Here is a 26102-nt window from a genome sequence, read left to right as displayed (position 1 = left end):
GGAACGAACATGTTTGCCGCTCTTTCGCACCCCCGGCTCGCCGATTGCCGCCGGCTTTTTCTGCGCAATTACGAAGTGCACATCAATATCGGCGTGCACGACTTCGAAAAGCGCGGCGAGCAGCGCGTCGTGATCAACGTCGAACTGTTCGTGCCGCTCGCGATGTCCACGCCGGTGCACGACAAGCTCACCGAAGTCGTCGACTACGACTTCATGCGCTCGACGATCGCGAGGCGCGTCTCGCAAGGCCATATTCATCTGCAGGAAACGCTGTGCGACGACCTCGTGCGCGCGATGCTCGAACATCCGCAGGTGCGCGGCGCGCGCGTGTCGACCGAAAAGCCGGACGTGTATCCGGACTGCGATGCGGTCGGCGTCGAAGTCTTCCGCATCAAGGAGGACTGAGCGATGAACGCACCGGAAATCCTGACCGCAGACAACGAAGCCGCTGACGCCACCGCGGCACCGAGCGCCGCCCGCGCCCCGAAATCGCCGCTCACGCGCCGCGAGCAGAAGGAAGCGTACGAGAACAACAAGCTCTTCAAGCGTCTCGCGCGCCAGGTCGGCCAGGCGATCGGCGACTACAACATGATCGAGGACGGCGACAAGGTGATGGTGTGCCTGTCGGGCGGCAAGGACAGTTACGCGATGCTCGAGATCCTGATGCGGCTGCGCGAGCGCGCGCCGATCAATTTCGACATCGTCGCGGTAAACCTCGACCAGAAGCAGCCGGGCTTCCCCGAGCACGTGCTGCCCGAGTATCTGAGCCAGCTCGACATCCCGTTTCACATCGAGAATCAGGACACCTACAGCATCGTCAAGCGGCTCGTGCCGGAGGGCAAGACCACCTGTTCGCTGTGCTCGCGGCTGCGGCGCGGCATCCTGTATCGCGTCGCCGGCGAGCTCGGCGCGACCAAGATCGCGCTCGGCCATCATCGCGACGACATCCTGCAAACGCTGCTGCTGAACCTGTTCTATGGCGGCAAGTTGAAGGGTATGCCGCCCAAGCTGCAATCGGACGACGGCAAGAACATCGTGATCCGGCCGCTCGCCTACGTGAAGGAAACCGATCTGGAGAAGTACGCCGAGCTGCGTGAATTCCCGATCATTCCGTGCAATCTGTGCGGTAGCCAACCAAACCTTAAGCGCGCGGAAATGAAGGCGCTGGTCCGCGACTGGGAAAAGCGTTTCCCGGGCCGCATCGAGAACATGTTCAATGCGTTGTCGAACGTGGTGCCGTCGCATCTGATGGATCACCAGCTGTTTGCGTTCGCGGGGCTGCGCGCGAGCGGCGAAGCCGACCCGCAAGGTGACATCGCGTTCGACGAAGAACCATGCTCGAGCGGCGACGAAGGCGCGCCGCTCACCAGTGCGAAGACCATTTCGCTGGTCCAGTTCGACGACCTGTAACGAGCGAAAAGTGCCTGTTCCGGCGGCATTCCGGCGCTTTTCCGCTGGCTTGCAAACCCTGCCGAGGCCGCGTCTGCGGCCTTTTTTGCAGGTGCAGCATGATAGAATCGTCCGCTCCAAACTCGTCTATTTGCCGACGCCATGAACATCGTCATTTTGGCGGCAGGTACCGGCAAGCGCATGCGGTCCGCGCTTCCCAAGGTGCTCCATCCTCTGGCCGGCCGGCCGCTCCTCGCTCATGTCATCGACACCGCCCGCGCGCTGAAGCCCGCCCGCCTGATCGTCGTGATCGGCCACGGCGCCGAAGCCGTGCGCGAAGCCGTCGCGGCGCCCGATATCCAGTTCGCGGTGCAGGAGCAACAGCTCGGCACCGGCCACGCGGTGCAGCAGGCGCTGCCGCTGCTCGATCCATCGTTGCCCACGCTGGTGCTTTATGGCGACGTGCCGCTCACGCGTGCGCAAACGCTGCGCACGCTGACCGGGCGTGCCGGCCTGGACGGCTACGGCGTGCTCACCGTCACGCTCGACGACCCGACCGGTTACGGCCGCATCGTGCGCGATCAGCACGGCAACGTGCAACGCATCGTCGAGCAGAAGGACGCGAGTACCGAGCAGCTGAAGATCGCCGAAATCAACACCGGCATCATCGTCGCGCCGACCGCGCGCCTTGCCGGCTGGCTCGCGGCGCTCAAAAACGACAACGCGCAAGGCGAGTTCTATCTGACCGACGCGGTCGAAATGGCGATCGAAGCCGGCCTCGAAGTCGTCACCACGCAGCCCGACGACGAGTGGGAAACGCTCGGCGTCAACAGCAAGCAGCAGCTCGCCGAGCTCGAGCGGATTCATCAGCGCAATGTCGCCGACGCACTACTCGTCGCGGGCGTGACGCTCGCCGACCCGGCGCGCGTCGACGTGCGCGGCACGCTCGAATGCGGCCGCGACGTGTCGATCGACGTCAACTGCGTGTTCGAAGGCCGTGTGACGCTGGCCGACAACGTCAGCATCGGGCCGAACTGCGTGATTCGCAACGCGAGTATCGGCGCCGGTACGCGCGTCGATGCGTTCACGCACATCGAAGGCGCGGAAGTCGGCGCGAAGGCCGTTGTCGGTCCGTATGCGCGCTTGCGCACAGGCGCGGCGCTGCAAGACGAGTCTCATGTAGGGAACTTCGTCGAGATCAAGAACGCGGTGCTCGGTCATGGCTCGAAGGCCAACCACCTCACCTACATCGGCGATGCGGATGTCGGCGCGCGCGTGAATATCGGCGCGGGCACGATCACCTGCAACTACGACGGCGCCAACAAATTCCGCACCGTGATCGAGGACGACGTGTTCGTCGGCTCGGACACGCAACTGGTCGCACCGGTGCGCGTGCAGCGCGGCGCGACGATCGCGGCCGGCACCACGGTGTGGAAGGACGTCGCCGCCGACGCGCTGGTGTTGAACGATAAAACCCAGACGAGCAAGACGGGCTATGTGCGCCCTGTCAAAAAGAAAAGCTGATCGATACGGCGTGCCCACGAGGCGCGCTCACTGAATCCGGCACTGAAAAGGAATACACCATGTGCGGCATTGTCGGCGCGGTTGCGCAACGTAATATCGTTCCCGTCCTGGTCGAAGGACTGCGGCGCCTCGAATATCGCGGCTACGATTCGTGCGGCGTCGCCGTGCTCGGCGCTCGCGGGCCGAGCCGCGCGCGCAGCGTCGCGCGCGTGGCCGACCTCGAAGGCCAGGTGCGCGACGGTCACCTCGAAGGCGTGACGGGCATCGCGCATACACGCTGGGCCACGCATGGCGCACCGGTCACCGACAACGCGCACCCGATCTTCTCGCGGGATGCGCTGGCGTTGGTACACAACGGCATCATCGAAAACTACGAGACCTTGCGCGAAATGCTGCGCGGCAAGGGTTACGAGTTCGTCTCGCAGACCGACACTGAGGTTATCGCGCACCTGGTCCATAGCCTGTATCGCGGCGACCTGTTCGCTGCGGTGCGCGAGGCGATCGCGCAACTGCACGGCGCGTATGCGATCGCGGTGCTGCACAAGGATCAGCCGCATACGGTGGTCGGCGCGCGTCAGGGCTCGCCGCTCGTGGTCGGGCTCGGGGACGGCGAAAACTTCCTCGCATCGGACGCGCTCGCGCTCGCAGGCAGCACCGAGCGCTTCATCTTCCTCGAGGAAGGCGACGTCTGCGAACTGTCGCTCGATGGCGTGCGCATCGCCGATCGCCAGGGCGAGGCCGCGCAACGCGAGGTGCGCCAGGTGGCCGCCTATGGCGGCGCGGTCGAACTCGGCCCGTATCGCCACTTCATGCAGAAGGAAATCTTCGAGCAGCCGCGCGCGATCACCGACACGATTCCGCAGGCCGACGCGTTCGATGCGTCGATCTTCGGCGAAGGCGCGCGCCAGGTGTTCGCGGACATCGACAGCCTGCTGATTCTCGCGTGCGGCACCAGCTACTATTCGGGGCTCACCGCCAAGTACTGGCTCGAATCGCTCGCGAAGATTCCGACTCAGGTCGAGATCGCGAGCGAGTATCGCTATCGCGAGTCGGTGCCGAATCCGAAGTCGCTGGTGGTGGTGATTTCGCAGTCGGGCGAAACCGCCGACACGCTCGCGGCGCTCAAGCACGCGCAGGAGCTCGGCCACAAGCACACGCTCGCGATCTGCAACGTCGGCACGAGCGCGATGGTGCGGCAGACCGAGTTGTCGTTCCTCACGCACGCGGGCCGCGAGATCGGCGTCGCGTCGACCAAGGCATTCACTACGCAGCTGGTTGCGCTGTTCACGCTGGCGGCAACGCTCGCGAAGCTGCGCGGACGTTTGAACGACGACCAGGAAGCGAGTTATCTGAAGCAGTTGCGCCACCTGCCGGCGGCGCTCAACAGCGTGCTCGCGCTGGAGCCCCAGATCATCGCGTGGTCGGAGGAGTTTTCGCGCAAGGAACATGCGTTGTTCCTCGGACGCGGCCTGCACTATCCGATCGCGCTCGAAGGCGCGCTGAAGCTCAAGGAGATTTCGTATATCCACGCCGAGGCGTATCCGGCTGGCGAGCTGAAGCACGGGCCGCTGGCGCTCGTGACCGAAGCGATGCCGGTGGTGACGGTCGCGCCGAACGACGCGCTGCTCGAAAAGCTGAAGTCGAACATCCAGGAAGTGCGCGCGCGCGGCGGCGAGCTTTATGTGTTCGCCGATGCCGATACGAAGATCGTCAACGGCGAAGGGCTGCATGTGATCCGGATGCCAGAGCACTATGGCTTGCTGTCGCCGATCCTGCACGTCGTGCCGCTGCAGTTGCTCGCGTATCACACCGCTTGTGCGCGTGGCACGGATGTGGATAAGCCGCGGAACCTGGCGAAGTCGGTGACGGTGGAGTGACGAAGACGTAGCGGCAAACCGGGCCGCAAGCTCACGCATTCCGCCGCGCCGCCATGCGGTCCGGCGGACGAAACACCATCGGCATCTGTCTTTCCACGGTGCCTCGACGTGACGACGCCACATCGACTACCCTCTGTCGACATCCCACGTGGCCTCGTCATCATGAAGACCTCATCTCCCAACACGCTAACCGAAAAGCTGAAGTCACGCGTCGTGCTAATCGCGCTGTTCGTCGGTTCGATGTGGGCGGTGTTCTTTCTGTCGGTTGCGTTGCCGTTCCTGCGTTTGAACGAACACGGCGTCGTGCCGCGTTCGCTCGACGGCTTGCAGGGCATCCTGTTCGCGCCGTGGCTGCATGCGAGCCTCGGGCACATCGCCGCCAACACGAGCGGGCTCGTCGTACTCGGCTGGCTGTGTACGTGGCCGAACATCGCCGGCTTCTGGCGCGCGACCATCGGCGCGATGCTCGGCGCCGGTCTTTGCGCGTGGCTATTCGGCGCGCCGTATTCGGTGCATATCGGCGCGAGTGGGCTGGTGTTCGGCTATGCGGGCTACCTGGTCGCCCGCGGCTACTACACGCGCAATCTCGTGTCGATCCTCGTGGCCCTGGTCGTCGTCAGCAGCTACGGTCTGAGCCTGCTGTTCGGCCTACTGCCGATCTATCCGGATGTGTCGTGGCAGAGCCATGCCGGCGGCGTACTCGGTGGTGTGCTCGCCGCGCGTGCGGGGGCCGGCGCGGCAAACCGGGTACGCGTGCGCTGACCCATCCGCATTTTTTCGCGTATCGGCATATCGCCGGGTGATCGACGAATCCTACAACTCCGGCCGCGCCAGATCGCTCGCGACGATGTGTTCGCCATACACCTGCGCGGCCGCGAGCGCTTCGAGTCGGCTCGCGTGTGGGCCCAGTTCGGGCGCGCCATCGAATGGAAACAGCACGCGGCCGTCGGTCGTGCGCAGCACCTTCAACACGCCGAAGAAGCGCCGGTAGCCGGCCATTTTCGCGCTCGCCGAAATCTCGAAGTCGTCCTCCGACGTGCCGGGGACGCTGGAAATAAACGCGGTCTTGCTCATAGCTGAAAACATCGGTTGTTCGTTGAGGCGGCGCGCAACGATGCGCGCGGCCGACGCGCATTGTCTCAAATCGGCGCGAAGCGTGAATCGAGTCGGCAACCCGCTGGTTCGCCAATGGTTTTATCGGTGAACGAACGTCAACTTTCACGGCAATGTCATAGGCGCTCCATAAAGTCTGCCCACAAATAAAACCGCATCCCCGACAGGGCAACAAAGAGACAGCAACAGAGGGCAACGAACATGTCACACCGCATTGGGCTACGCGCACTCATCATGGCCGCTTGCGCGGCTTTAATCGCTTTGATCGTGGCCGCCTGCGGCTCGTCTTCTTCGTCCGGCGGGCTGCAACTGACCGGACAGCAGCAGATTCGCCACGTCTTCGTGATCACGCTCGAAAACGAAAACTACGCGACCACATTCGGCGCCAACACCAAAGCGCCGTATCTCGCGCAAACGCTGGCATCGCAAGGCGCGCTCGTGCAGCAGTACTACGGCACGGGCCACGTGAGTCTCGACAACTACATCTCGATGATCAGCGGCCAGTCGCCGACCAACGAGACCGACAACGACTGCATGACCTATCAGGACTTCAAGCTGACCGGCATGACGTCCGATGGCCAGGCGATCGGCTCGGGCTGCGTGTATCCGGCGAGCGTGAAGACGTTGCCGGACCAGCTGAAGGCAGCGGGCTATACGTGGAAGGGCTATGAAGGCGACATGGGCAACGATCCGTCGCGCGAAGCCGCTACCTGCGGCCATCCGACGCTGAACACGACGGACCTGACGCAGTCGGCCGAAGCGCCGAGCGCGGCCGTGCCGCTCGGCGACCAGTATGCGACGCGCCACAATCCGTTCATGTACTTCCACTCGATCATCGATTCGCCGGATTGCGGACAGCACGTCGTCAATCTGAATAACCTGCAGAACGATCTGCAATCGGTCTCGACCACGGCGAACTTCAACCTGATCACGCCGAACCTGTGCGACGACGGCCACGACGCACCTTGCGTGAACGGCCAGCCGGGCGGCCTGACGAGCGCGAACACGTTCCTGCAGAAGTGGGTGCCGATCATCACCGCATCGCCGGCGTTCCAGAAGGATGGCCTGCTGATCATCAACTTCGACGAAAGCAGCTACGCGACGGTCACGCAGTCCGCGTCGGGCGAGGATCTGGTATTTGCGGGCACGACCTGCTGTAGCCAGCAACCCGGCCCGAACCTGCCGTCGTTCCCGGAGACTTCGTCGCTCGCCTATAACGGCATCACGATCAACCTGACCAAGTCGAGCTACGGCGGCGACCAGACCGGCGCTGTGATGATCTCGAAGTTCATCAAGCCGGGCACGGTGTCCACGGTGCCGTACAACCACTATTCGATGCTGAAGAGCATCGAGGACATCTTCCAGCTGGACCACCTCGGGTATGCGGGACAGGCCGGTCTGGTGGGGTTCGGCAGCGACATCTTCACGAACCTGTAAAAGACTCGATGCTGTCTTCTGTCATGCGATTCACGGCGCGCGCGAGCGCGCGTCGGATAGCGCTCGCCGCCCTGATGGGCGGCGCGTTACTGGGGGGCGCCGGTGCGGCGCGCGCTGTTGCGTCGAATGCGACACCGGCATCCGCCGATGCGAAGCCCGTCTATAGTGACGCCGCCGCGCTCGGCAAACTGATGTTCTTCGATCCGGCGCTGTCGGCTTCGGGCAAGATGTCGTGCGCGAGCTGTCACAGTCCCGAGCACGCGTACGGGCCGCCCAACGGTCTCGCCGCGCAACTGGGCGGCGTGGACTTGCATCAGCAGGGCACGCGCGCGGTGCCGAGCCTGCGCTACGTGCTGAACCGTACGCCGATCTGGACGCATGCGCAGGCGGCGAGCCTGTCCGAGCGGCTCAGCGAAACGGACAACGCGCCGGTCGGCGGCTTCGGCTGGGACGGGCGCTTCAACTACCTGCACGATCAGGCGAACTTCCCGCTGTTCAATCCGAACGAGATGGCCAACAAGGATCCGGCCGCATTGCTCGCGAAGATGCAGCGCGCGCCATACGCTGCGCGCTTCAAGGAAGTATTCGGCCAGAACATTTTTGCCGATCCGACCAAGGCGTTCACCCAGGCGATGTACGCGATCGAGCGCTTCGAGCTCGAAGACCCGAGTTTTCATCCGTACACGAGCAAGTTCGACTACTACCTGGACGGGAAAGTGCAACTAACTGCACAAGAGTTGCGCGGCAAAAAACTGTTCGACGACCCCGCCGGCGGCAATTGCGCATCCTGTCATATCGACCAGTCGGGCGTGAACGGCGCTCATCCGCTTTTCACCGACTTCAACTTTCAGGCGCTTGGCGTGCCGCGCAACGCTGAACTGAAGGTCAACGCCGATCCGAAGTATTTCGACATGGGCCTGTGCGGACCATTGCGTACGGATCAGAGCGACAAGCTGAACTGCGGACTGTTCAAGTCGGTATCGCTGCGCAATACCGCGACGCGTCACGTGTTTTTTCACAACGGTCGCTTCCACACGCTGAAAGAGGCCTTGCGTTTCTACGTGCAACGCGATACGAACCCGGACAAGTGGTATCCAAGGGATGCGCACGGCAAAGTCGACAAATTCAACGATCTGCCGGTCGCACTGCGCGTGAACGTCGATACGACCAACGAGCCGCTGACGCGCAAAACGGGCGAGCGTCCGGTCTGGTCCGAGCGTGATATCGACGACGTCGCCGCGTTCCTCGCGACGCTGAGCGACGGCTATGACCTGAAGTCAAAAGCGGTCAAATGAACCCATCGGAAAGCGGGACGAGTTCCGCTCACCCTTGATTTAAAAGACAAAAATTGCCGAGGAAAGGCGCCGCCCGATGCAGCGGCGCTATAATGCGCGGATCTTTGCTTCCTCCGACGTCCACTATGAGCCGGTTACTTTGCCTGATCGTGCTTTCGCTCGGCCTCGCGCAAACCGCGGCGGCCGACGAAAACACCGACCGAATATCGGCGTACCTGACGCAGAAGTTCGGTGTGGGCAAAGAAAAGGCTCAAAAGATCTCCGACGCGGTGCAATCCGCCGCCAACAAATACTCCCTTCCTCCGGCGCTGCTGCTCGCCATCATCTCGATCGAATCCCGCTTCAAGGAAAAAGCCCGCGGCGCCAATGGCGCGACGGGGCTGATGCAGGTCGTGCCGCAGGCGCACCGCGGCCTGCTGCGCAACGTGAAGGATCTGACCGAGCCGGGTGCGAACATCGAAGCGGGCTCGGCGATTCTGTACGGCTACATGCGCTCGGCGAACGGCGATCTGAATACCGCGCTCAAGAGCTATGGCGGCTCAAAGGCTTATGCGCAGAAGGTGAATCTGCGCGTGGAGGATTTCGCGGCGGTTGCGACACCCGCTGACGGCGCTTCCGGGGCCGCTGGGCGGGCCGCGTCGTGCGAGGCGGATCGTTGCGCCAGCGCGAACCCGTGGGCCGACGCGTTCAGCGTGCCGGCGGCGCTCATTGCATCCGCGGCACCCGCCGCGAGCGGGGCAGCCGGGGCATCGTCGGCCGCGACCTCTGGGTCGACTTCGGCCGCGACGATTGGCTCGACGCGCACGACGTCGAACTAGGCACGCACGCGCGGTCTCTTCTCGTATTTTCACCCGTTTGCACTGCGAGGGCGCGGCGGCGTGCTTCAAGTTGACGCCCTATTTCCCGCTGTAATAGGGTCCGGGCTGTACCTTGCACGCTTTTTACGCACGTGACGCTGCCCGCTCTACAATGCATTTCCATTCGCGCTCACGAGGCGCTTCTTGCAACCGATCATGCAGAACCCCTTTTCCCGCACCACCGCCGCGGCCCTGTTCGGGCTGGTCGCGCTCACGGCATGCAGCAGCACGCCGCAACCCCAATTCACCCAGGAACTGTTCGAAACCGGCGCAAGCCCGTACGCGCGCAATTTCAATTCGAGTACGGGCGATAGCTGCGAAGCCGCGCGCCGCGCATTGCTGAGCCAAGGCTATCTGACGACGATGTCGCGTCCCGATACCGTCGACGGCACGAAGAATTTTCAGCCGACCGGCGATTCGCACGTGGTCGTCGAATTTCACGTCGTGTGCACGCCCGGCGAAGAGGCGGCCGATACCAGCATCGTGTACGTGAACGCGGTGCAGAACGGCTTCGCATTGAAGAAGAGCGATACGTCGGCGAGCGTCGGGCTCAGTGTGCTCGGTTCGCTGTCGCTGCCGATTCGCTCGAATAGCGACGCGATGGTGAAGATCTCGAGCGAGACGATTCCGTCGGGCAAGTTCTATGACCGCTTTTTCGGTCTCGTCGATCATTACTTGCAGACGGTCGTGCGCACGCAGCCGGTGACGAGCAGCCCGATCGAGACGCGGACGCTGCCGATGCCGGTAGCAGCGCCGCTTCAACTGACGATCCCTGAGCCGGTGCCCGAGCCGGTAGCGGCGACCAGCTCCGCTGCAGTTCGAGCGACGTCGACCGTGCCGGTTCAGACGACGTCACCAGCGCTCGCCCAACCGACGACCGACAAGCCTGTCGCCGTGACGCCACCAGCTGCGGCTCAGGCGGTCGAGCCAGCGCCCGCGCCAGTGCAGTTAACCGCACCCGCACCGGTTCCGTTGACGACACCGTCGACATCCTCGCCGGTCCAACCCGCCGACCCGATTGGCCAGGCTGCAGCGATCGAACCCGCGAGCGGCACGGCGCCTCTGGTGCCGTGACAGCGGCGCAGCGGCTTTCGCATCGAGGCTGATCAAGGTCCGATCAGCCTCTGATTCAGGCGCGCAGCGATATTCACCTTATGGTGTTTACTTGATACGTATACATACGTAGTAGTAGTTAACAAGGGTTAACCGATTCTGTGGATAAGTCGCAAATGTCGCGCCGCTTCAACATCATGCGAAACCTATAACCCTGCGGAACACGTCGGTAGAAAAACTACATAACTGGGATAAGTTCGAACACCGTTTGCCGACCCTGATCTTTATCAAGATTTCGCGCACAGGCTGTTCGTCGCGCTAACCCGAAGTTATTCAGAGGTCGCTGTGGATAACCACGCCTCCGACCGACACTTCCCGTTGCTCCCGCATCGACGGCTCGCGCGACGCGAAGGGCTCGCCAACGCACAGATTTCCGCCCACCGAACGCGCACATTGATAACTCGGTACGAAGATTGCACGCCGTCTTATTGCAAGCGCAACTGTTGCTATTTAGTCAAAACCATTTGCCCAGCGAACAATCCGGCATAGAGTTAAAGTGCTTTGTGAGGTTTCTGGTGCAGTGCGGGGGATGTATGAAACGCAGATCAGCACGACAGCTAGTCCGTCTTCTGTCGGACCTTCGACATGCGGCCCATTGCAGCTCGTTGCGCGCGGTCGCGACCAGTCGGATGATGGCGCTGGCAGCCGCCGAGGCCGCCGAGAACGGCGACGCCGCTCGCGACGACGACAGTCCCGAGTCCACGCGCGATGCGCAGCGCGACAAGCTGTTCCGGAGCAGATCATGAGAGCCGCGAGCGAACAGTCGTTGCGGTTTCTGGTCGAGAAGTGGCTTTCGCCATCGCCGGCCGAGCCGGTTCACGTGACGGAGTTCAGCCGCACACGTGCGGGCGGGCGGCGCTATGTGCGGGTGGAGACGTCGCCGGAACAGGGCGGGCGGGGTTTGTTCTTCTTTCGCCACGACGACGGCTGCTGGTGCGTGTTTCCGCCAACCGCCGATACGCCGAGCCCATTCGCTCATCCGCGCGCGGCATAGTTGGGCGAAGGGGCAAGACGCCTGTCGGCGCGCATCGCGCACCGAGCGTTGGCGTCGAATCGTTTTATAACGCTGTAAATCACATCACCTGCGGCGCACGCTGCCGGGCGCGTTTCCAGCCCGGCAGTATCTGACACACGATCAATCCCGCGAGCATCAGCGCAGAGCCGAACAACGCGCGAGTCGTCAGCGTTTCGCCGAGGACGAGCCAGCCCGCAAACGCCGCGAACACGCCTTCCATGCTGAAAATCACCGCCGCATGCGAGGGCGCCGCGTAGCGCTGCGCGACCACCTGGATCGTATACGCGACGCCCACCGATAACGCACCGCCGTACGCGATCGTCGGCGCGGCTCGCGCAATTATCGCGGCGCTAAAGGGTTCGACGGCAAGGCCGATCGACAGACACACGAGCCCACAGGTCACGAACTGCGCGAGTGCGAGCATCAGCGTGTCGTGGCGCGCCGCGAAGCGACCGACCAGCATCATCTGCGCGGAAATCACCAGCGCCCCGGCGAGCTGATACCAGTCGCCGTACAGCATCGAAAAGTGCTCGTCGACGCTCAGGAAGTACATGCCAACGGCCGCCAGTAGCGCGCCAAGCCACGTACCGAGGCCAGTCCGGTGGCGAAACAGCACGCCGAGCAGCGGCACGATCACCACATACAGCGAACTGATGAAGCCCGCGTTCGCGATCTTCGTGTACTGCAGGCCGATCTGCTGCAGCGAGATCGACACGGCCAGCACGACGCCGAGCAGCCCGCCCGCGCCAAGCAGTTCGCGGGCTCCGCCGGGCGCGCGCTTCGTCAGCTCGGCGAGCGCCGGGCGGCGCACGCAGACGATCGTCGTCAGCACGACGAGCGCGCCGAGCAGAAAGCGCAAGCCGGTAAACAGGAACGGGCCGATCGTATCGAGGCTCAGTCGCTGTGCGACGAACGCGGAGCCCCAGATCATCGCGGCGATCAGCATCAGCACGTTCGCGCGCAGGTGTTGGCGGGTATCGGGATTCAAGATTTCTTCTGATTTGTCTTGGGATCGCGCTGGGAAGCCGCGCAGGCGCGCCACGCGGTGCTCAGCCGGTAAGGAATCGCTCACATGATACGCGGGCGTCGCGCGCCGGGCAGGCAAAGCCTGCGAGTCGCGCGATAATCGCGCAACGGCCGTGCGGTCGCCGGCCTGCGAATCGCGGTGATCAAGCGACTTGCGGACCGGACCGCGATCCCCCGCTCCTTCCACGAGCAAACGACATGGACGACAAGGACTGGATCGCGGGCGCCGCGAAGGCGCTCGCGATCATCGAAGCATTCGACGAAGAGCACGCGCGCATGACGCCAACGATGGTCGCCGCGCGCGCCGGCCTGTCGCGCACGGCTGCGCGCCGCTATTTGCTGACGCTGCGCGAGCTCGGCTACGTCGACACCGACGGCAAGCTGTTCTGGCTCGCGCCGCGCGTGCTGCGGCTCGGCCAGTCTTACCTCGATTCGGCGCGGCTGCCGCGCACGGTGCAACCGTTCCTGCAGCGGATCACCGCGACCGTGCAGGAAACCGCGCTGGTCGCGATCCTCGACGAACACGACGTCGTCTACGTCGCGCGCAACGGCGTGAATCGGGCGATGGCGGTCGGCTTCGTGACCGGCTCGCGCGCGCCGGCGCCGTTATCGTCGGCGGGGCTCGTGCTGCTCGCGTTCCAGCCGCCCGACAGCATCGACCCGTGGCTCGCGTCCTATCCGATCAAGGTTTTCACGCCGTACACCTATTCGACCGTCGAACGGCTCAGAGAAGTGCTTGGCGAAATCCGCCGCAACGGCTACGTGGTCACCGACCAGCAGCTCGAGATCGGTGTGCGCGGCGTCGCGGTCCCGCTGCGCGACCGGCACGGTACGGTGGTCGCGGCGATCAGCGTCAGCATGCCGATCGGCGAGGAGTCGGCGAACGCCGCGCTGCACCGCGTTTTGCCGGCGCTGCAGGAGACCGCAAGCCTGCTGCGGAACCTGGTTTGAGCGCCGCGAAGCGGTCGGCGAGGCGCGCGGGCGGCGGCTTCACGGGGACCTGGTAGGGTCCTTGGTGCGCCTTGCAGGTAGATGAAAGCACGCTGAAAGCAGGCTGTCTCCCGGAAAATACATATCGAGTTTTGCGCATGACAAACCGCCTACGCCTGGGTAATACTCTCCCGCGGGGAGCACAAGGCACCTCGAAGTCCAGCCGCTCTACCGTGCAGCTGTATTCATTCACATTGACTCAGTCGTCTGGTTTGGGGATCAACACATGAAAAAAGTTATCGTCTCGCTCGCAGCCGCTTCGATCGCACTCGTTTCCGTTCAGGCTTTCGCGCAGGCATCGGATGCCGCTGCTATGGAAGCAGCAAGCGCACCGAAGAAGCACCACGTCAAGCAGCTGAAGACCCACGGCAAGAAGGCACACGTTTCCGCCGCAGCTTCGGCAGCAGGCACGAACGACAAGGGCGTGCAGAACTAAGCCAACGCGCGCTCGTTGGGCGCGACATAGCGCTGCGCCGCACCGGTTGCCGGTCGGTGCAGCCGGTGACGGCAGATGCGTTGCCAGCAAAAAGGCCAGAGCTCGCGCTCTGGCCTTTTTGCTGTTGCGGCGGATATTGCGCGCGGGAAGATCAGCCCGCGAGCCCGCGCCGGATCACTTCATCCAGCAGCCCGTTCAGGCCGTCCGGATGACTGGCGGCGCGCGTTTTCAGCTCCTCCACCAGTTCGCCGTTGAGCTTGCACGCAAACGGGACGAGGCCTTGCGCCTGATCGAGCTTGCGCTGCTCGCGCCGGTCGATCTTCGGCTCGGTCGCCGCGTTCTTGCCACCGCGGTTAGCGGTCGCCTGTTTCATCGCGTTGCCCAGTTTCAGCGCCTTGTTCTTTTCAAGGTCGGTTTTTTTCATCATCGGAAAGGCCTCTGCCAAATAGATCAACCCGCATTGTACGCAAGCGCGGGGCGTCAGCCGACACCGTCCGGTGCGCCGGCGGAGACGCTGTCCATCAACGCGCGCATCCTCTGCCAATGCGTGCCTTCCCAGAACACGCGTCTGCATACATCGCAGGTCACGAAGCGGCTGTGCCGCTGCAGCACGCCGCGCGGCACGCGCGGGCCGGCTTCCTCGCGCGCGATGCGTCGCAGCGGCGCGTTGCATACGAGGCATAGCCGAAACGGTTGCGCGCTGCGCGCGAGGTCGAGCCGCTCGAACACTTCGCGCAACTGCTCGCGCGGCCGCAGCGCGCGCACGTAGCAGCCATGCGTGATGTTGCGGCGTTTGAGCAGCTCGCGGTCGCGCGTCAGCACGATGCGCTGCTGCGCGGCGGCGAGCGCCTCGATATCGGCGTCGGGAAAGTGGTTGTCGTACAGCGTATCGAAGCCCGCAAGCCGCAGAAGCGGCGCGAGGCCGCCGAGATGCGCATCGGCGATGAAGCGCATCACGCGCAACGGCCGCTCGCGCACGCGCAGCAGCGGCTGGATGTCGAGCGCCTCGAATTTCGGATAGACCGCGACGCGGTCGCCGTCGGCGAGCGGATGATCGAAACCGACCGAGTCGCCGTTCACCAGTATCAGCTCGACCTCGGTATGCGGCACACCGAGCACTTCGATCATGTGCTTGGTCGTTGCGCCGCGCGCGCAGACGCAGGTGAACGCGCGCCGGCGCAGCGGCCGGGCGATGAAGTCGTTCAGCTCCTCGTAGAAGCGGAATGTCGCGGTGACCATGCCTGCAGTATCGCACCGCTCGGGTTGCGCGTTGTCCTGCGCTTGTCGCATGAGTGTGCTCTACTTCGGGTTCTATAGAAGACGGAGCGATAGATGGACATCGGTTTTATCGGTCTCGGCGAGATGGGCGCCGCGATGGTTGCAAACATTCTGAAAGCCGGGCACCAGGTGCGCGTGTGGAACCGCTCACCGGAAAAGGCTCAGCCGCTGGCCGGGCTGGGCGCGCAAGTCGTCGCGACGCCGGCTGAAGCGTTTGCGGGCGACGCCGTGTTCTCGATGCTCGCCGACGATGCCGCGCTGCGCGAAGTCATCACCGCGTCGTTGCTCGAACATGCGCCGCGCGGGCTGATCCACGCGAATATGGCGACGATTTCCGTGGCGCTCGCCGAGGAACTGGCGACCGCGCACGCGTCGCGCGGCGTGCATTACGTCGCCGCACCGGTGCTCGGGCGGCCCGACGTCGCGGCCGCGGGCAAGCTGACGATCGTCGCCGGCGGCCCGGCCGAATCGATCGACCGGATCCAGCCGATTTTCGACGCACTCGGCCAGAAGACCTGGCGCATCGGCTCGCTGCCGCAGCAGGCGAACGTGATGAAGCTGGCCGCGAACTTCATGCTCGGCGCGGCGATCGAGACGCTCGGCGAAGCGGCCGCGCTCGTGACGGGCCACGGCCTCGCGATGCAGGACTTTCTCGACGTGATCACGAGCGGTCTGTTCCCGGGACCGGTGTACTCGGGCTACGGCAAGCTGATCGCCGAGCAGCGCTTCGAGCCGGCGCTGTTCAAGGCGCGTCTGGGACTGAAGGACGTGCGCCTCGCGCTCGCCGCCGCCGATGCGGTGACGACGCCGATGCCGGTCGCGAGCGTGGTTCGCGACAGCCTGATCGAGGCGATCGCGCACGGCGACGGCGAGAAGGATTTCGCGGTGCTGGGTCAGGTCGCGACGCGCCGGGCCGGCCGCTGACGGCGCTGTCGATCGCCCGACGCGAGCGATCGACGCAGCGTGGCCGCATCAGTCGCGCTGGGCGGCAAGGCATAATAGCCGCCCGATCCCCCTACACCCGATTTCGATGACTCTGCATACCTGGTGGCTGTTCGCCGCCACCGTCTTCGTCGTTTCCGCGATTCCCGGTCCCAACATGCTGCTCGTGATGACGCACGGCGCCCAGCACGGCCTGCGTCGCGCGAGCGCGACGATGGCCGGTTGTCTGTCGGCGCTGGTGCTGATGCTGGCGGTATCGGCGGCGGGGCTCGGCGTGTTTCTGGCGGCATGGCCGACCATGTTCAATGCACTGCGCATGATCGGCGCGGCCTACCTCGTATATCTGGGCATCAAGGCATGGCGCGCGCCGGCCGACGAAACCGCCGCGCACAACGTCGACGACCTGACAGCCCGGCCCGCGCGCTCGCGCTCGCGCTTCGCGCTATTTCGCAACGGCTTTCTGGTCGCGAGCAGCAATCCGAAGGCGATCCTGTTCGCGGCCGCGCTGCTGCCGCAATTCATCGATGCAACCCAGCCGAAGTTGCCGCAGTTCGGCGTGCTGCTCGCGACGTTCGCGTCGATCGAGGTCAGCTGGTATTTGGTGTATGCGGGTTTTGGCACGCGCATCGGCGCCAGGTTGAAGAGCCGCAGCGTCGCGCGGATGTTCAACCGGCTGACGGGCGGTGTGTTCGTCGGTTTCGGCGCGATGATGGCGCTGGTGAGGCACTAAGCACCGCGCGTGTCGGCAGACAAGGGAAAACTGAGCCGTACCCATGTGACCGTTGTATGTCTGCAACATTGAGGGTCAACCCTAATTTTCATGTTGCAACGCACCAAGCGGTCTGCTATAGTTCGTCTTGTCTCCTCCATGTCTCCTCTGATATGGATTCAGCCCGCCAACCTAGGTGGGCTTTTTTTTGCCCGGAATTCGCCGCGCGCCCAAAGCGGCGCCGCGACCGCGGAAAATCAAATTCAGAACTTATACGACACGGCCACGAAGGAAGTGATCGGGTTTGCGCCCAGATCCGCCTTCGACACGCCAAGCTCCGTCCCATCGGCCGCCTTGATGATGACCGACGACGTCGTCTTCAGCGCGATATACGTGACCGACGCAACGAGCCCCCAGTGCTCGGTGATGTTGTACGCAAGGCCCGCGTTGAACACCGGCGCCCACGACGACGACGCCTTCGCCGACACCTGCGTCAGCCCCGGCTTGCCCGCACCGGCGGCGAGTATGGCGCCGAGGCTACCAGACAGAAATGTTTTGTATCAATTTTAATGAGCGGGCTTTAAAACAAAAAAGCCGGTCTGCAAAGACCGGCTTTTTTCGTGGCACCGCGGATGCGGGTCGACTCGCCTAGCGTTTCAAACCGGTGTCTTCGGCCGCGCCGATCGCGAGATTCATGCACTGGATCGCCGCACCCGACGCGCCCTTACCGAGATTGTCCAGCCGCGCGACGGTCACGAAGCGCTCTTCGTTGCCGAACACGAACAGGTCGACGCGGTTGGTGTCGTTGTTCGCCTGCACGTCGAAGAAGCCGTTGTCGAGACTCGCGTCGGCGTTGAACGGCGCGACGTGCACGAACGCTTCGCCCGCGTAGTATTCGGCGAACTGAGCCTGCACGTCCTGCGGCGTCGTCTTCTTCGCGAGCTGGCCCGGCGAGAAGTACGTGGTGACCGCGAGGCCCTTGTAGAAGTCGCCGACGATCGGCGTGAAGATCGGCGCCGACTTCAGGCCCGTATGCGTGGCCATTTCCGGCAGGTGCTTGTGCGTGAGGCCGAGCGCGTACGGGCGCGGGCTCTTGAGTCTGTCGTTGCCGCCGGCTTCGTAGTCGGCAATCATCTTCTTGCCGCCGCCGCTGTAGCCAGTGATCGAATAGGCGTGCGCGGCGAACTCGGGCGCGACGACGCCGCCTTCGACGAGCGGGCGCATCGCGAGCACGAACGCCGAGGCGTGGCAGCCCGGCACGGCGATGCGTTTGGCGGTGCGCAGGCGCTCGCGCTGCGAGCGAGCCAGCTCGGGCAGGCCGTAGGCCCAGTCGGGCGAGGTGCGGAACGCGGTGCTCGCGTCGATCAGCACCGTGCGGTCGTTCTCGACGAGCGAGGCCGACTCGCGCGAGGCGACATCGGGCAGACACAGGAACGTGACGTCCGACGCGTTGATGAGACGACGGCGCTCGTCCAGGTCCTTGCGCTTCGCTTCTTCGATACGCAGGATTTCGACGTCGGCGCGCTGCGACAGGTATTCAAAAATTTTCAGGCCGGTCGTGCCTTCCTGTCCGTCGACAAAAACTTTCGTGCTCATCTCGATCTCACTCGCTGGAAACGGGGCGCGACGCCGCGCCGGAACGTTATTTTAAGACGTCATCGCCGCGACCGTGCGGTGCAGCGCGAAAAAACGACGATGCGCGCACAACGTGACGTTGGCGTGACCCGTTGCGCGGCGAATGCGGCCTGATGACCGAAGATGAACCGCCGATGAGCCGCGACGTCGTTTCGGCGCCGTTCAGCCATTAGCCGCGCGCCGCTACCCGCGCGGCGCTACCCGCGCGGCGCGATCCAGCGCGCGGTGACGCCCGCAATGCGCGCGCCGAACAGGCGCGCGGTTTCGAGATCGCCCGGCGGCGGCGCTTCGTCGGGCGACGCATCGGCCGCCGATTGCGTAAGCAGTCCGGTAAAGCCGCCGACGAAGTTCAGATCGTTGCGCGTCGCGGCCTTCGTGTTCGACGGCATCATGCCGGTGCCGGCCCAGATCATGCTGTGCTGCATCGCCAGCGTGACGAAGTACTGGATGGTCGAGAACTTGTCGCCGTTCATCGTCGCCGAGTTCGTGAAGCCGGCTGCGATCTTGTCTTTCCACGCCTGCGCGAACCACGGTTTCGAACTGGCGTCGGCGAACTTCTTGAAGTCGGCCGACGGGCCGCCCATGTAGGTCGGCGCGCCGAAGATCAGCGCGTCGGCGGCGGCGAGTTCGTCCCACGAGGCGTCGTCGAGGTCGCCGACCGGCATCATCTTCGCCTGCGCACCGGCTTCCAGCGCGCCCGCGAGCACGGCTTCGGCGACCTTCTTCGTGTGGCCGTAGCCACTGTGATAAACGATGACGATCTTCGACATGAAGTGCTCCAGCAAAGCGATCGGGAAGGCGAACGGCGCAAGCCAGGCGATGCGGCGCGGCGGCGCCCCATCACGACCGCGACGGCCGCCACTAGCGCCCGTAATTGACCTCGAGCCGCGCGCTGCCGATCGCGGCCGTGCCGATCTCGTGATCGAACATCAACGCGGGACGTCCTTGCGCGAGACGCAAATCGGCCGAGTTCAGCGCGTACACGGTGATGATATAGCGATGCGGTTTGCCGGGCGGCGGGCACGGGCCGCCATAGCCGTCGGTATCGAAGTCGTTGCGCGCTTCGACCGCGCCGAGCTTGCCCAGGAAACCGGACGAGCTCGCATTCTCGGGCAGGCTGTCGACCGTGGCGGGGATGCCCGCGACCGCCCAGTGCCACCAGCCGCGCCCCGGCGCGTCCTCGTCGAACATCGTGATCGCGAAGCCGCGCGTACCGGCCGGCGCGTCGCGCCATGAGAGCTGCGGTGAACGGTTGCCGCCCTTGCAGTCGTTCCGGTCGAACACCTGCGCATTCTGCACGGTGCCCCCCGCGCGTACGCTCGCGCTCGTCAGCGTGAACGGCTCGTCGGCCCGCGCACCGGCACTATGCGCTGCGAAAAGCGCGAGCATCGCGCCGACGGCGAGCGATTGATGCCGCCAAGATGAAGCCAGCGAAACAACCAGGCAACGCACGCGCATATGCCGGTTCTCCTGTAAGGGCGCGAGGCGCGGGTGCTCGCGACTGTCGTTGTCCTGAATTGTGCCCCACGGTCGAATCAAGTCTAACATCAGCGCTGATTAGCTCTGCGACGCAATATGTTCGCGTGCCGCGGAATTCGCAGACAGGAAATCAGCTATAGTAAGGGGGTTGTCGCGCGACCCTTACTGCATTTGACTCGTTTAAATAGCGAGCGTCAAAAGCAGTGTTAGAAGTTGTGGAGACCGGTTTATCCGTCCAGAGGAGGACGATGCAAGTTTCACTCAGGGTCGTGGTGGCAGACGATCATCCGGTTATTCTGTTTGGCGCTGAAAATGCGCTGCTCAAATTTCCCGGTATGCAAGTCGTTGGGCGCGCAAGGCAGTCGACTGAACTTATCAAAATGTTGCAATCCACCGAATGCGACGTGCTCGTCACCGACCTGGCCATGCCGGGCGGTCAGTACGGCGACGGCTTGCAACTCATCGACTATTTGCGCCGCAATTTCCCGAATCTGCCGATCGTCGTGCTCACCATGCTCGAGAACGCCGCATTGCTCAAACGGCTCAAGGAACTTGGCGTGACGTCGGTCGTGAACAAATCGGACGATCTCAGCCATATTGCGCTTGCGGTACAACACGTGGGCCGTCGCATGACCTATATGAGTCCGTCGGTGAAGGCGGTGCTCGATGGGTTGCGGGTCAATTCAGCCGGCAAGCGCGACGACTCGAAGCTGTCGCGGCGCGAACTCGAAGTCGTGCGCCTGTTCGTATCGGGTATGACGATCAAGGAAATATCGGAGCGTTTGAATCGCAGCATCAAGACGATCAGCACACAAAAAAACGCGGCCATGCGCAAGCTCGGAATCGATCGCGACTCCCAACTATTCCAGTATGCGCAGAGCAATGGTTTGCTGAATCTTTCGTCGAACTCGAGTAAGGACATCGCGAACCAGTCCTGATATCGGGCCTCGTTTCGTCCGCCTGGTAATCGGCGATAAACAATCGGCGATAAAAAAAGCCGCCTGTTGCGAAACAGGCGGCTTTTTCATTCAATCCGCATAAAGCGGCTACGTTTTTATTGTCACTGCCTTAGCGCGATGGCTTTATTGCGGCGTAGACGTCGCACCGCCATGTGCAGCGGACCACTCGGCCGGCGCGTGCAGGAATTTTTCCACTTCGTCGATCGTCTTCGTGTCGAAGTAGTTGTTCTGCTTCGCGACGCGCAGCACGTCCCACCACGTGGCGAGCGCGTGCAGATCGACGTCGATGTCTTTCAGCACCGACACGCTTTCCTTGAAGATGTTGTAGTGGAACAGCACGAAGCAGTGGTTCACCGTCGCGCCGGCGGCGCGCAGCGCGTTGATGAAGTTGATCTTGCTGCGGCTGTCGGTTGTCAGGTCTTCGACGAGCAACACGCGCTGGCCTTCGGTCAGCAGACCTTCGATCTGAGCGTTGCGGCCGAAACCCTTCGGCTTCTTGCGCACGTACTGCATCGGCACCATCAGGCGGTCGGACAGCCATGCCGCGAACGGGATGCCCGCGGTTTCGCCGCCGGCGACCGCATCGATCTGCTCATAGCCGACGTCGCGCAGGATCGTCGCTTCGGCCATTTCCATCAGGCCGCGGCGCACACGCGGATACGAGATCAGCTTGCGGCAGTCGATGTACACCGGGCTCGCCCAGCCGGACGTGAAAATATACGGTTTCTCCGCATTGAAATGCACTGCTTGCACTTCGAGCAGCATCTTGGCGGTGGTGTCGGAGATCGTCTGGCGATCGAAGCCTGTCATGGGCGGATCCTTCGGAGTGAGCGGGGGAGAAGCGGGCGCTGGGCCCGGTGGCGCAGCAAGCGGGGTATGCCGCGCCATGCTGGGCGGGATACGCGGCCGGGGGAAGAGCACAGACCGGCTTTTGCTGCGCGCGTGGGCCGCTATTTTACCTGAAATGGGTCGCACCGAGGAGGCCGTCGTGCGCGGCGGCGCAGCCGGCGGGCGCTTTGGCGCGCGCATCGTGTTGTGACCGGGTGAGGCCGCCTTTACACTCACGCGACTTTCCCGGGACGCTTCCCACCCAGCCGCCTTCAGACCTACGGAATGCTTTCAATGAACGCCGCTCCACCCGCCTCCGCCTCCGCCACCGAAACCCGCTCCGCCGTCGAACCGGGCTATGCGGGCCGCGCGCTGCTTGCGTCGGTGCTGGGCTATGCGATGGACGGCTTCGATCTGCTGATTCTCGGCTTCATGCTGCCGGTGATCGCCGCCGACCTGCATCTGAGTTCCTCGCAGGCCGGTGCGCTGGTCACATGGACGCTCATCGGTGCGGTGGCGGGCGGCGTGCTCTTCGGCGTGCTCAGCGATTATTTCGGCCGCGTGCGCATGCTGACGTGGACGATCCTGATCTTCGCGGTGTTCACCGGCCTGTGCGCGCTCGCGCAAGGCTACACGGACCTGCTGATCTATCGGACCATCGCCGGGATCGGGCTGGGCGGCGAATTCGGCATCGGCATGACGCTGGTCGCCGAAGCGTGGCCGGCGTCGCAGCGGGCGCGGGTGTCGTCGTATGTCGGGCTCGGCTGGCAGCTTGGCGTGCTGGCGGCCGCGTTGCTGACGCCGCTGCTGCTGCCGGTGATCGGCTGGCGCGGCATGTTCGCGCTCGGGCTGCTGCCGGCGGTCGTGTCGTTCTTCGTGCGGCGCCGCGTCGAGGAGCCGGCGATTTTCAACCAACGCGTCGCGCGCGGCATGCGCAAGCTGCCGCTGAAACTGCTGTTCGTCGATGGACGCACGACGCGCGCGAGCCTCGGCGTCACGATCCTGTGCTCGGTGCAGAACTTCGGCTATTACGGGCTGATGATCTGGCTACCCAGCTATCTGTCGAAGACCTTCGGCTACTCGCTGACCAAATCGGGGCTGTGGACCGCCGCGACGATTCTCGGCATGGCGGCCGGCATCTGGCTATTCGGCATCGCCGCCGACCGCTTCGGCCGCAAGCCGACGTTCCTGTTCTACCAGGCGGGCGCCGTCGTCATGGTGTTCGTCTATGCGCAACTGACGACGCCGATGGCGTTGCTGATCGGCGGCGCGGCGATGGGGGTGTTCGTCAACGGCATGATCGGCGGCTACGGCGCGCTGATTTCGGAGCTCTATCCAACCGATGCGCGCCACCGCGCAAAACGTGCTGTTCAACGCGGGTCGCGCGGTGGGCGGCTTTGGGCCGGTCGTCGTGGGCGCGCTGGCGGCGCGCTACTCGTTCGGCGCGGCGCTCGCGCTACTGGCGTCGATTTACCTGCTGGACATCCTCGCGACCCTGTTTCTGATTCCTGAGCGACGCGGCGCCGAACTCGACTGACCGCGTCGACGAAGCGCGTCCTTCAATCGCTTCGAATACTGCGAATGCGTGGACCATGCGGCCCGCATGGCGCCTCGCCGCGTGGCGGAAAAGCACGGCCGGGTCGTGGCGACGCAGCGTCCTGAGCGCCTGTTTCGCTAATGGCGAGTCCTGTTAACCACTCAGTGCATCGACACGTCCGGGGTGTACACTGATCGACCCGCGAAGCACTCCACATCGTCCCGTGTTCGTCGAGGTAAGCCGTCGCGCCTGACCGGGCGCGTGCGAAAACCGCCTCGGTCGTCTATCCGTCCGACAGATGAAAGCGCTGCAACGATGTGTGTCGCCGGGCCCAATCACTTACGTCTCGCAGGCCTAGAAATGGACGAACAACTCAAGCAAAGCGCTCTCGCATATCACCAGAATCCGAAACCTGGCAAGATTTCGGTGACGCCTACCAAGGCACTGTCGAACCAGCTGGATTTGTCGCTCGCGTATTCGCCGGGTGTGGCGGCAGCCTGTATGGCAATTCACGAGGAACCGCTCGACGCGCAGAAGTACACGTCGCGCGGCAACCTCGTCGGCGTGATCACGAACGGCACCGCTGTGCTCGGCCTCGGCAACATCGGCCCGCTTGCCGCGAAGCCGGTGATGGAAGGCAAGGGGTGTCTGTTCAAGAAGTTCGCGGACATCGACGTGTTCGACATCGAGCTGAGCGAATCCGATCCGGACAAGCTCGTCGAGGCGATCGCGATGCTCGAGCCCACGCTGGGCGGCATCAACCTCGAGGACATCAAGGCGCCCGAGTGCTTCTACATCGAGAAGAAGTTGCGCGAACGTATGAAGATTCCGGTCTTCCACGACGATCAGCACGGCACCGCGATCATCGCGTCGGCGGCGATCCTGAACGGCCTCAAGGTGGTCGGCAAGAGGCTCGACGAAGTGAAGCTGGTCTGTTCGGGCGCGGGCGCGGCGGCCATTGCGTGTCTGGATCTGCTCGTCAATCTCGGTCTGTCGAAGCAGAACATTCTCGTCGCCGACTCGAAGGGCGTGATCTACGAAGGGCGCGGCAACCTCGATCCGTCGAAGGAGCGCTATGCCGCGCACACCGAAGCGCGCTCGCTCGCCGATGCGATCCGCGGCGCGGACGTGTTCCTCGGCTGCTCGAGCGCAGGCGTGCTGAAGCCGGAGATGGTCGCCGAAATGGGCTCGCAGCCGCTGATTCTCGCGCTCGCGAACCCCGAGCCGGAAATCCGTCCGGAAGAAGCGCGCAAGGTGCGCCCGGACTGCATCATCGCGACCGGCCGGTCGGACTATCCGAACCAGGTCAACAACGTGCTGTGTTTCCCGTTCATCTTCCGCGGCGCGCTCGACGTCGGCGCGACGACGATCACCGAAGAAATGAAGCTCGCGTGCGTGCGCGCGATTGCCGAACTGGCCGAGGAAACCGACCAGGGCGATGAAGTCGCGAAGGCCTACGAAGGCCATTCGCTCGAATTCGGTCCCGAATACCTGATTCCGAAGCCGTTCGATCCGCGCCTGATCATCAAGATCGCGCCGGCCGTCGCGCAGGCCGCAATGGATTCGGGCGTCGCGACCCGCCCGATCCAGGACATGGATGCGTACCGCGAACAGCTCGGCGCGACCGTCTATCGCTCGGGCATGGTGATGCGGCCGGTGTTCGCGGCGGCGAAGTCGGCACCGGCGCGCATCGTGTTCGCGGAAGGCGAAGACGAGCGCGTGCTGCGCGCCGCGCAGTTCGTGCTGCTCGAAAAGATCGCCAAGCCGATCCTGGTCGGCCGTCCGTCGGTGATCGAGATGCGTCTGAAGAAGATGGGCTCGAAGCTCAAGTGCGGTGAAGACGTCGAGATCGTCGATCCGGAAGACGATCCGCGCTATCACAAGTGCTGGCAGGCGTATCACGAACTCGGCGCGCGCGAAGGCGTGACGCCGGACGTCGCGAAGGCCGCGATGCGCAAGTTCAACACGCTGATCGGCGCGATCCTCGTGCGCCTTGGCGAAGCGGACGGCATGATCTGCGGCATGATCGGCCAGTACCACACGCATCTGAACTTCATCGAGCAGGTGCTCGGCAAGGCCGACGACGTCGAGAACTTCGCCGCGATGAATCTGCTGATGCTGCCGGGCCGTAACCTGTTCATCTGCGACACGTACGTCAACGAAGTGCCGACCGCCGAGCAGCTTGCCGACATGACGATGCTCGCCACGCGCGAAATCGAGAAGTTCGGCATCACGCCGAAGGTCGCGCTGCTGTCGAACTCGAACTTCGGCAGCGCGCCGTCGTCGTCGTCGCAGCGCATGGCCGCGGCGCGCAAGCTGATCACGCAACGCGCGCCGTCGCTCGAAATCGACGGGGAAATGCACGGCGACGCGGCGCTGTCGGAGGCGGTCCGCAAGGCCGCGTTCCCAGGCACGACGCTCGCCGGCGAAGCGAATCTGCTGATCATGCCGAACGTCGAAGCGGCGAACATCGCGTACAACCTGCTGAAGGTCGTGGGCGGCGAGGGTGTGACGGTCGGGCCGTTCCTGCTGGGTGCGGAAAAGCCGGTGCATATCCTGACGCCGGCCGCGACCGTGCGCCGGATCATCAACATGACGGCGGTTGCCTCGGCGAACGCGCGCGAGTCGGTGAACGCGAAGTAACGTGTATCACGTGAGGTTGG

The 26102-nt window shown here is 64.0% G+C and carries 24 protein-coding genes and 2 pseudogenes; 17 read left to right on the top strand and 9 right to left on the bottom strand.

Annotated elements, in window-relative coordinates:
* Nucleotides 1-9 precede the first annotated feature (9 nt).
* The 5 genes from HDG32_RS32275 to HDG32_RS32255 all read left to right on the top strand — a co-directional run bounded on the left by HDG32_RS32275 (nucleotide 10) and on the right by HDG32_RS32255 (nucleotide 5552).
* Nucleotides 10-405 (top strand): dihydroneopterin aldolase, encoded by a 396-nt coding sequence (locus tag HDG32_RS32275; RefSeq protein ID WP_090802589.1) that lies wholly within the window; start codon nucleotides 10-12, stop codon nucleotides 403-405.
* Nucleotides 406-408: 3 nt separating this feature from the next.
* Nucleotides 409-1410, top strand: a complete 1002-nt coding sequence (gene ttcA, locus HDG32_RS32270; RefSeq protein ID WP_184073547.1) for a tRNA 2-thiocytidine(32) synthetase TtcA — start codon at nucleotides 409-411, stop codon at nucleotides 1408-1410.
* Between the two features lie 141 nt (nucleotides 1411-1551).
* Nucleotides 1552-2913, top strand: a complete 1362-nt coding sequence (glmU, locus tag HDG32_RS32265) for a bifunctional UDP-N-acetylglucosamine diphosphorylase/glucosamine-1-phosphate N-acetyltransferase GlmU (protein WP_184073545.1) — start codon at nucleotides 1552-1554, stop codon at nucleotides 2911-2913.
* A gap of 59 nt (nucleotides 2914-2972) precedes the next feature.
* A complete protein-coding gene (glmS, locus tag HDG32_RS32260) occupies nucleotides 2973-4790 on the top strand; it encodes a glutamine--fructose-6-phosphate transaminase (isomerizing) (RefSeq protein WP_184073543.1) in 1818 nt (605 codons plus the stop codon).
* Between the two features lie 162 nt (nucleotides 4791-4952).
* On the top strand, nucleotides 4953-5552 hold the full coding sequence (locus tag HDG32_RS32255; RefSeq protein WP_184073541.1) for a rhomboid family intramembrane serine protease: 600 nt from the start codon (nucleotides 4953-4955) through the stop codon (nucleotides 5550-5552).
* A 51-nt stretch (nucleotides 5553-5603) separates the two neighbouring features.
* Here HDG32_RS32255 and HDG32_RS32250 read toward each other — a convergent pair whose 3' ends face one another.
* Nucleotides 5604-5864 carry a DUF6723 family protein gene (locus tag HDG32_RS32250; protein WP_184073591.1) on the bottom strand — a complete coding sequence of 87 codons (261 nt, stop codon included), beginning with the start codon at nucleotides 5862-5864 and terminating at the stop codon, nucleotides 5604-5606.
* Between the two features lie 240 nt (nucleotides 5865-6104).
* Between HDG32_RS32250 and HDG32_RS32245 the strand changes: the two genes are divergently transcribed.
* The 5 genes from HDG32_RS32245 to HDG32_RS32225 all read left to right on the top strand — a co-directional run bounded on the left by HDG32_RS32245 (nucleotide 6105) and on the right by HDG32_RS32225 (nucleotide 11599).
* On the top strand, nucleotides 6105-7340 hold the full coding sequence (locus tag HDG32_RS32245) for an alkaline phosphatase family protein (protein WP_184034723.1): 1236 nt from the start codon (nucleotides 6105-6107) through the stop codon (nucleotides 7338-7340).
* Between the two features lie 23 nt (nucleotides 7341-7363).
* Nucleotides 7364-8635 carry a cytochrome c peroxidase gene (locus tag HDG32_RS32240; RefSeq protein WP_184073589.1) on the top strand — a complete coding sequence of 424 codons (1272 nt, stop codon included), beginning with the start codon at nucleotides 7364-7366 and terminating at the stop codon, nucleotides 8633-8635.
* Nucleotides 8636-8760: 125 nt separating this feature from the next.
* Entirely contained in the window at nucleotides 8761-9453 is a 693-nt protein-coding gene (locus HDG32_RS32235) for a lytic transglycosylase domain-containing protein (protein WP_184073539.1), read from the top strand.
* Between the two features lie 195 nt (nucleotides 9454-9648).
* Complete coding sequence (locus tag HDG32_RS32230) at nucleotides 9649-10566, top strand: DUF2242 domain-containing protein (RefSeq protein ID WP_184073537.1); 918 nt, start codon at nucleotides 9649-9651, stop codon at nucleotides 10564-10566.
* A 781-nt stretch (nucleotides 10567-11347) separates the two neighbouring features.
* On the top strand, nucleotides 11348-11599 hold the full coding sequence (locus tag HDG32_RS32225; protein ID WP_184034717.1) for a hypothetical protein: 252 nt from the start codon (nucleotides 11348-11350) through the stop codon (nucleotides 11597-11599).
* Nucleotides 11600-11678: 79 nt separating this feature from the next.
* Here the strand turns inward: HDG32_RS32225 and HDG32_RS32220 are convergent, their stop codons facing one another.
* Entirely contained in the window at nucleotides 11679-12608 is a 930-nt protein-coding gene (locus HDG32_RS32220; RefSeq protein WP_184073535.1) for a DMT family transporter, read from the bottom strand.
* Nucleotides 12609-12844: 236 nt separating this feature from the next.
* Here HDG32_RS32220 and HDG32_RS32215 point away from each other — a divergent pair, with 236 nt between their 5' ends.
* Nucleotides 12845-13597: an IclR family transcriptional regulator C-terminal domain-containing protein gene (locus tag HDG32_RS32215; RefSeq protein ID WP_018418696.1), complete on the top strand. Its 753-nt coding sequence runs from the start codon at nucleotides 12845-12847 to the stop codon at nucleotides 13595-13597.
* 265 nt (nucleotides 13598-13862) lie between these two features.
* Complete coding sequence (locus tag HDG32_RS32210; RefSeq protein WP_184056380.1) at nucleotides 13863-14072, top strand: hypothetical protein; 210 nt, start codon at nucleotides 13863-13865, stop codon at nucleotides 14070-14072.
* A gap of 151 nt (nucleotides 14073-14223) precedes the next feature.
* On the opposite strand, the gene HDG32_RS32205 is transcribed toward HDG32_RS32210, so the two are convergent.
* Nucleotides 14224-14499, bottom strand: coding sequence for a hypothetical protein (locus HDG32_RS32205; protein WP_018418694.1), 276 nt, complete (start codon nucleotides 14497-14499; stop codon nucleotides 14224-14226).
* Nucleotides 14500-14552: 53 nt separating this feature from the next.
* Nucleotides 14553-15311 carry a Mut7-C RNAse domain-containing protein gene (locus tag HDG32_RS32200; protein ID WP_184073587.1) on the bottom strand — a complete coding sequence of 253 codons (759 nt, stop codon included), beginning with the start codon at nucleotides 15309-15311 and terminating at the stop codon, nucleotides 14553-14555.
* A 93-nt stretch (nucleotides 15312-15404) separates the two neighbouring features.
* Here HDG32_RS32200 and HDG32_RS32195 point away from each other — a divergent pair, with 93 nt between their 5' ends.
* Nucleotides 15405-16274: an NAD(P)-dependent oxidoreductase gene (locus HDG32_RS32195; RefSeq protein ID WP_184034705.1), complete on the top strand. Its 870-nt coding sequence runs from the start codon at nucleotides 15405-15407 to the stop codon at nucleotides 16272-16274.
* 106 nt (nucleotides 16275-16380) lie between these two features.
* On the top strand, nucleotides 16381-17022 hold the full coding sequence (locus HDG32_RS32190; protein ID WP_184073533.1) for a LysE family translocator: 642 nt from the start codon (nucleotides 16381-16383) through the stop codon (nucleotides 17020-17022).
* A gap of 242 nt (nucleotides 17023-17264) precedes the next feature.
* On the opposite strand, the pseudogene HDG32_RS32185 reads toward HDG32_RS32190, so the two are convergent.
* The 4 genes and pseudogenes from HDG32_RS32185 to HDG32_RS32170 all read right to left on the bottom strand — a co-directional run.
* A pseudogene (locus HDG32_RS32185) lies at nucleotides 17265-17540 on the bottom strand (OmpW family outer membrane protein); the annotation flags it as partial.
* A gap of 109 nt (nucleotides 17541-17649) precedes the next feature.
* Nucleotides 17650-18597 carry an N-acetyl-gamma-glutamyl-phosphate reductase gene (gene argC, locus HDG32_RS32180; RefSeq protein ID WP_184034699.1) on the bottom strand — a complete coding sequence of 316 codons (948 nt, stop codon included), beginning with the start codon at nucleotides 18595-18597 and terminating at the stop codon, nucleotides 17650-17652.
* 236 nt (nucleotides 18598-18833) lie between these two features.
* Nucleotides 18834-19406: a flavodoxin family protein gene (locus HDG32_RS32175; protein WP_026225500.1), complete on the bottom strand. Its 573-nt coding sequence runs from the start codon at nucleotides 19404-19406 to the stop codon at nucleotides 18834-18836.
* Nucleotides 19407-19497: 91 nt separating this feature from the next.
* Nucleotides 19498-20094: a YbhB/YbcL family Raf kinase inhibitor-like protein gene (locus HDG32_RS32170; RefSeq protein WP_184073532.1), complete on the bottom strand. Its 597-nt coding sequence runs from the start codon at nucleotides 20092-20094 to the stop codon at nucleotides 19498-19500.
* 269 nt (nucleotides 20095-20363) lie between these two features.
* On the opposite strand from HDG32_RS32170, the gene HDG32_RS32165 reads away from it, so the two are divergent.
* Nucleotides 20364-21053 carry a response regulator gene (locus tag HDG32_RS32165; protein ID WP_184056372.1) on the top strand — a complete coding sequence of 230 codons (690 nt, stop codon included), beginning with the start codon at nucleotides 20364-20366 and terminating at the stop codon, nucleotides 21051-21053.
* 144 nt (nucleotides 21054-21197) lie between these two features.
* Here the strand turns inward: HDG32_RS32165 and HDG32_RS32160 are convergent, their stop codons facing one another.
* Complete coding sequence (locus tag HDG32_RS32160) at nucleotides 21198-21884, bottom strand: orotate phosphoribosyltransferase (RefSeq protein ID WP_184073530.1); 687 nt, start codon at nucleotides 21882-21884, stop codon at nucleotides 21198-21200.
* A gap of 312 nt (nucleotides 21885-22196) precedes the next feature.
* Here HDG32_RS32160 and HDG32_RS32155 point away from each other — a divergent pair.
* Nucleotides 22197-23439: pseudogene (locus HDG32_RS32155) on the top strand (MFS transporter).
* Between the two features lie 360 nt (nucleotides 23440-23799).
* Nucleotides 23800-26082: an NADP-dependent malic enzyme gene (locus tag HDG32_RS32150; RefSeq protein WP_184073528.1), complete on the top strand. Its 2283-nt coding sequence runs from the start codon at nucleotides 23800-23802 to the stop codon at nucleotides 26080-26082.
* The last annotated feature ends 20 nt before the right edge of the window (nucleotides 26083-26102 follow it).

It is taken from the genome of Paraburkholderia sp. CI2 (genome assembly GCF_014201055.1).
Lineage (GTDB): Bacteria > Pseudomonadota > Gammaproteobacteria > Burkholderiales > Burkholderiaceae > Paraburkholderia > Paraburkholderia tuberum.
The sequence above is the reverse complement of the archived record's forward strand: the minus strand, read 5'-3'. Positions and strand labels throughout refer to the sequence as shown.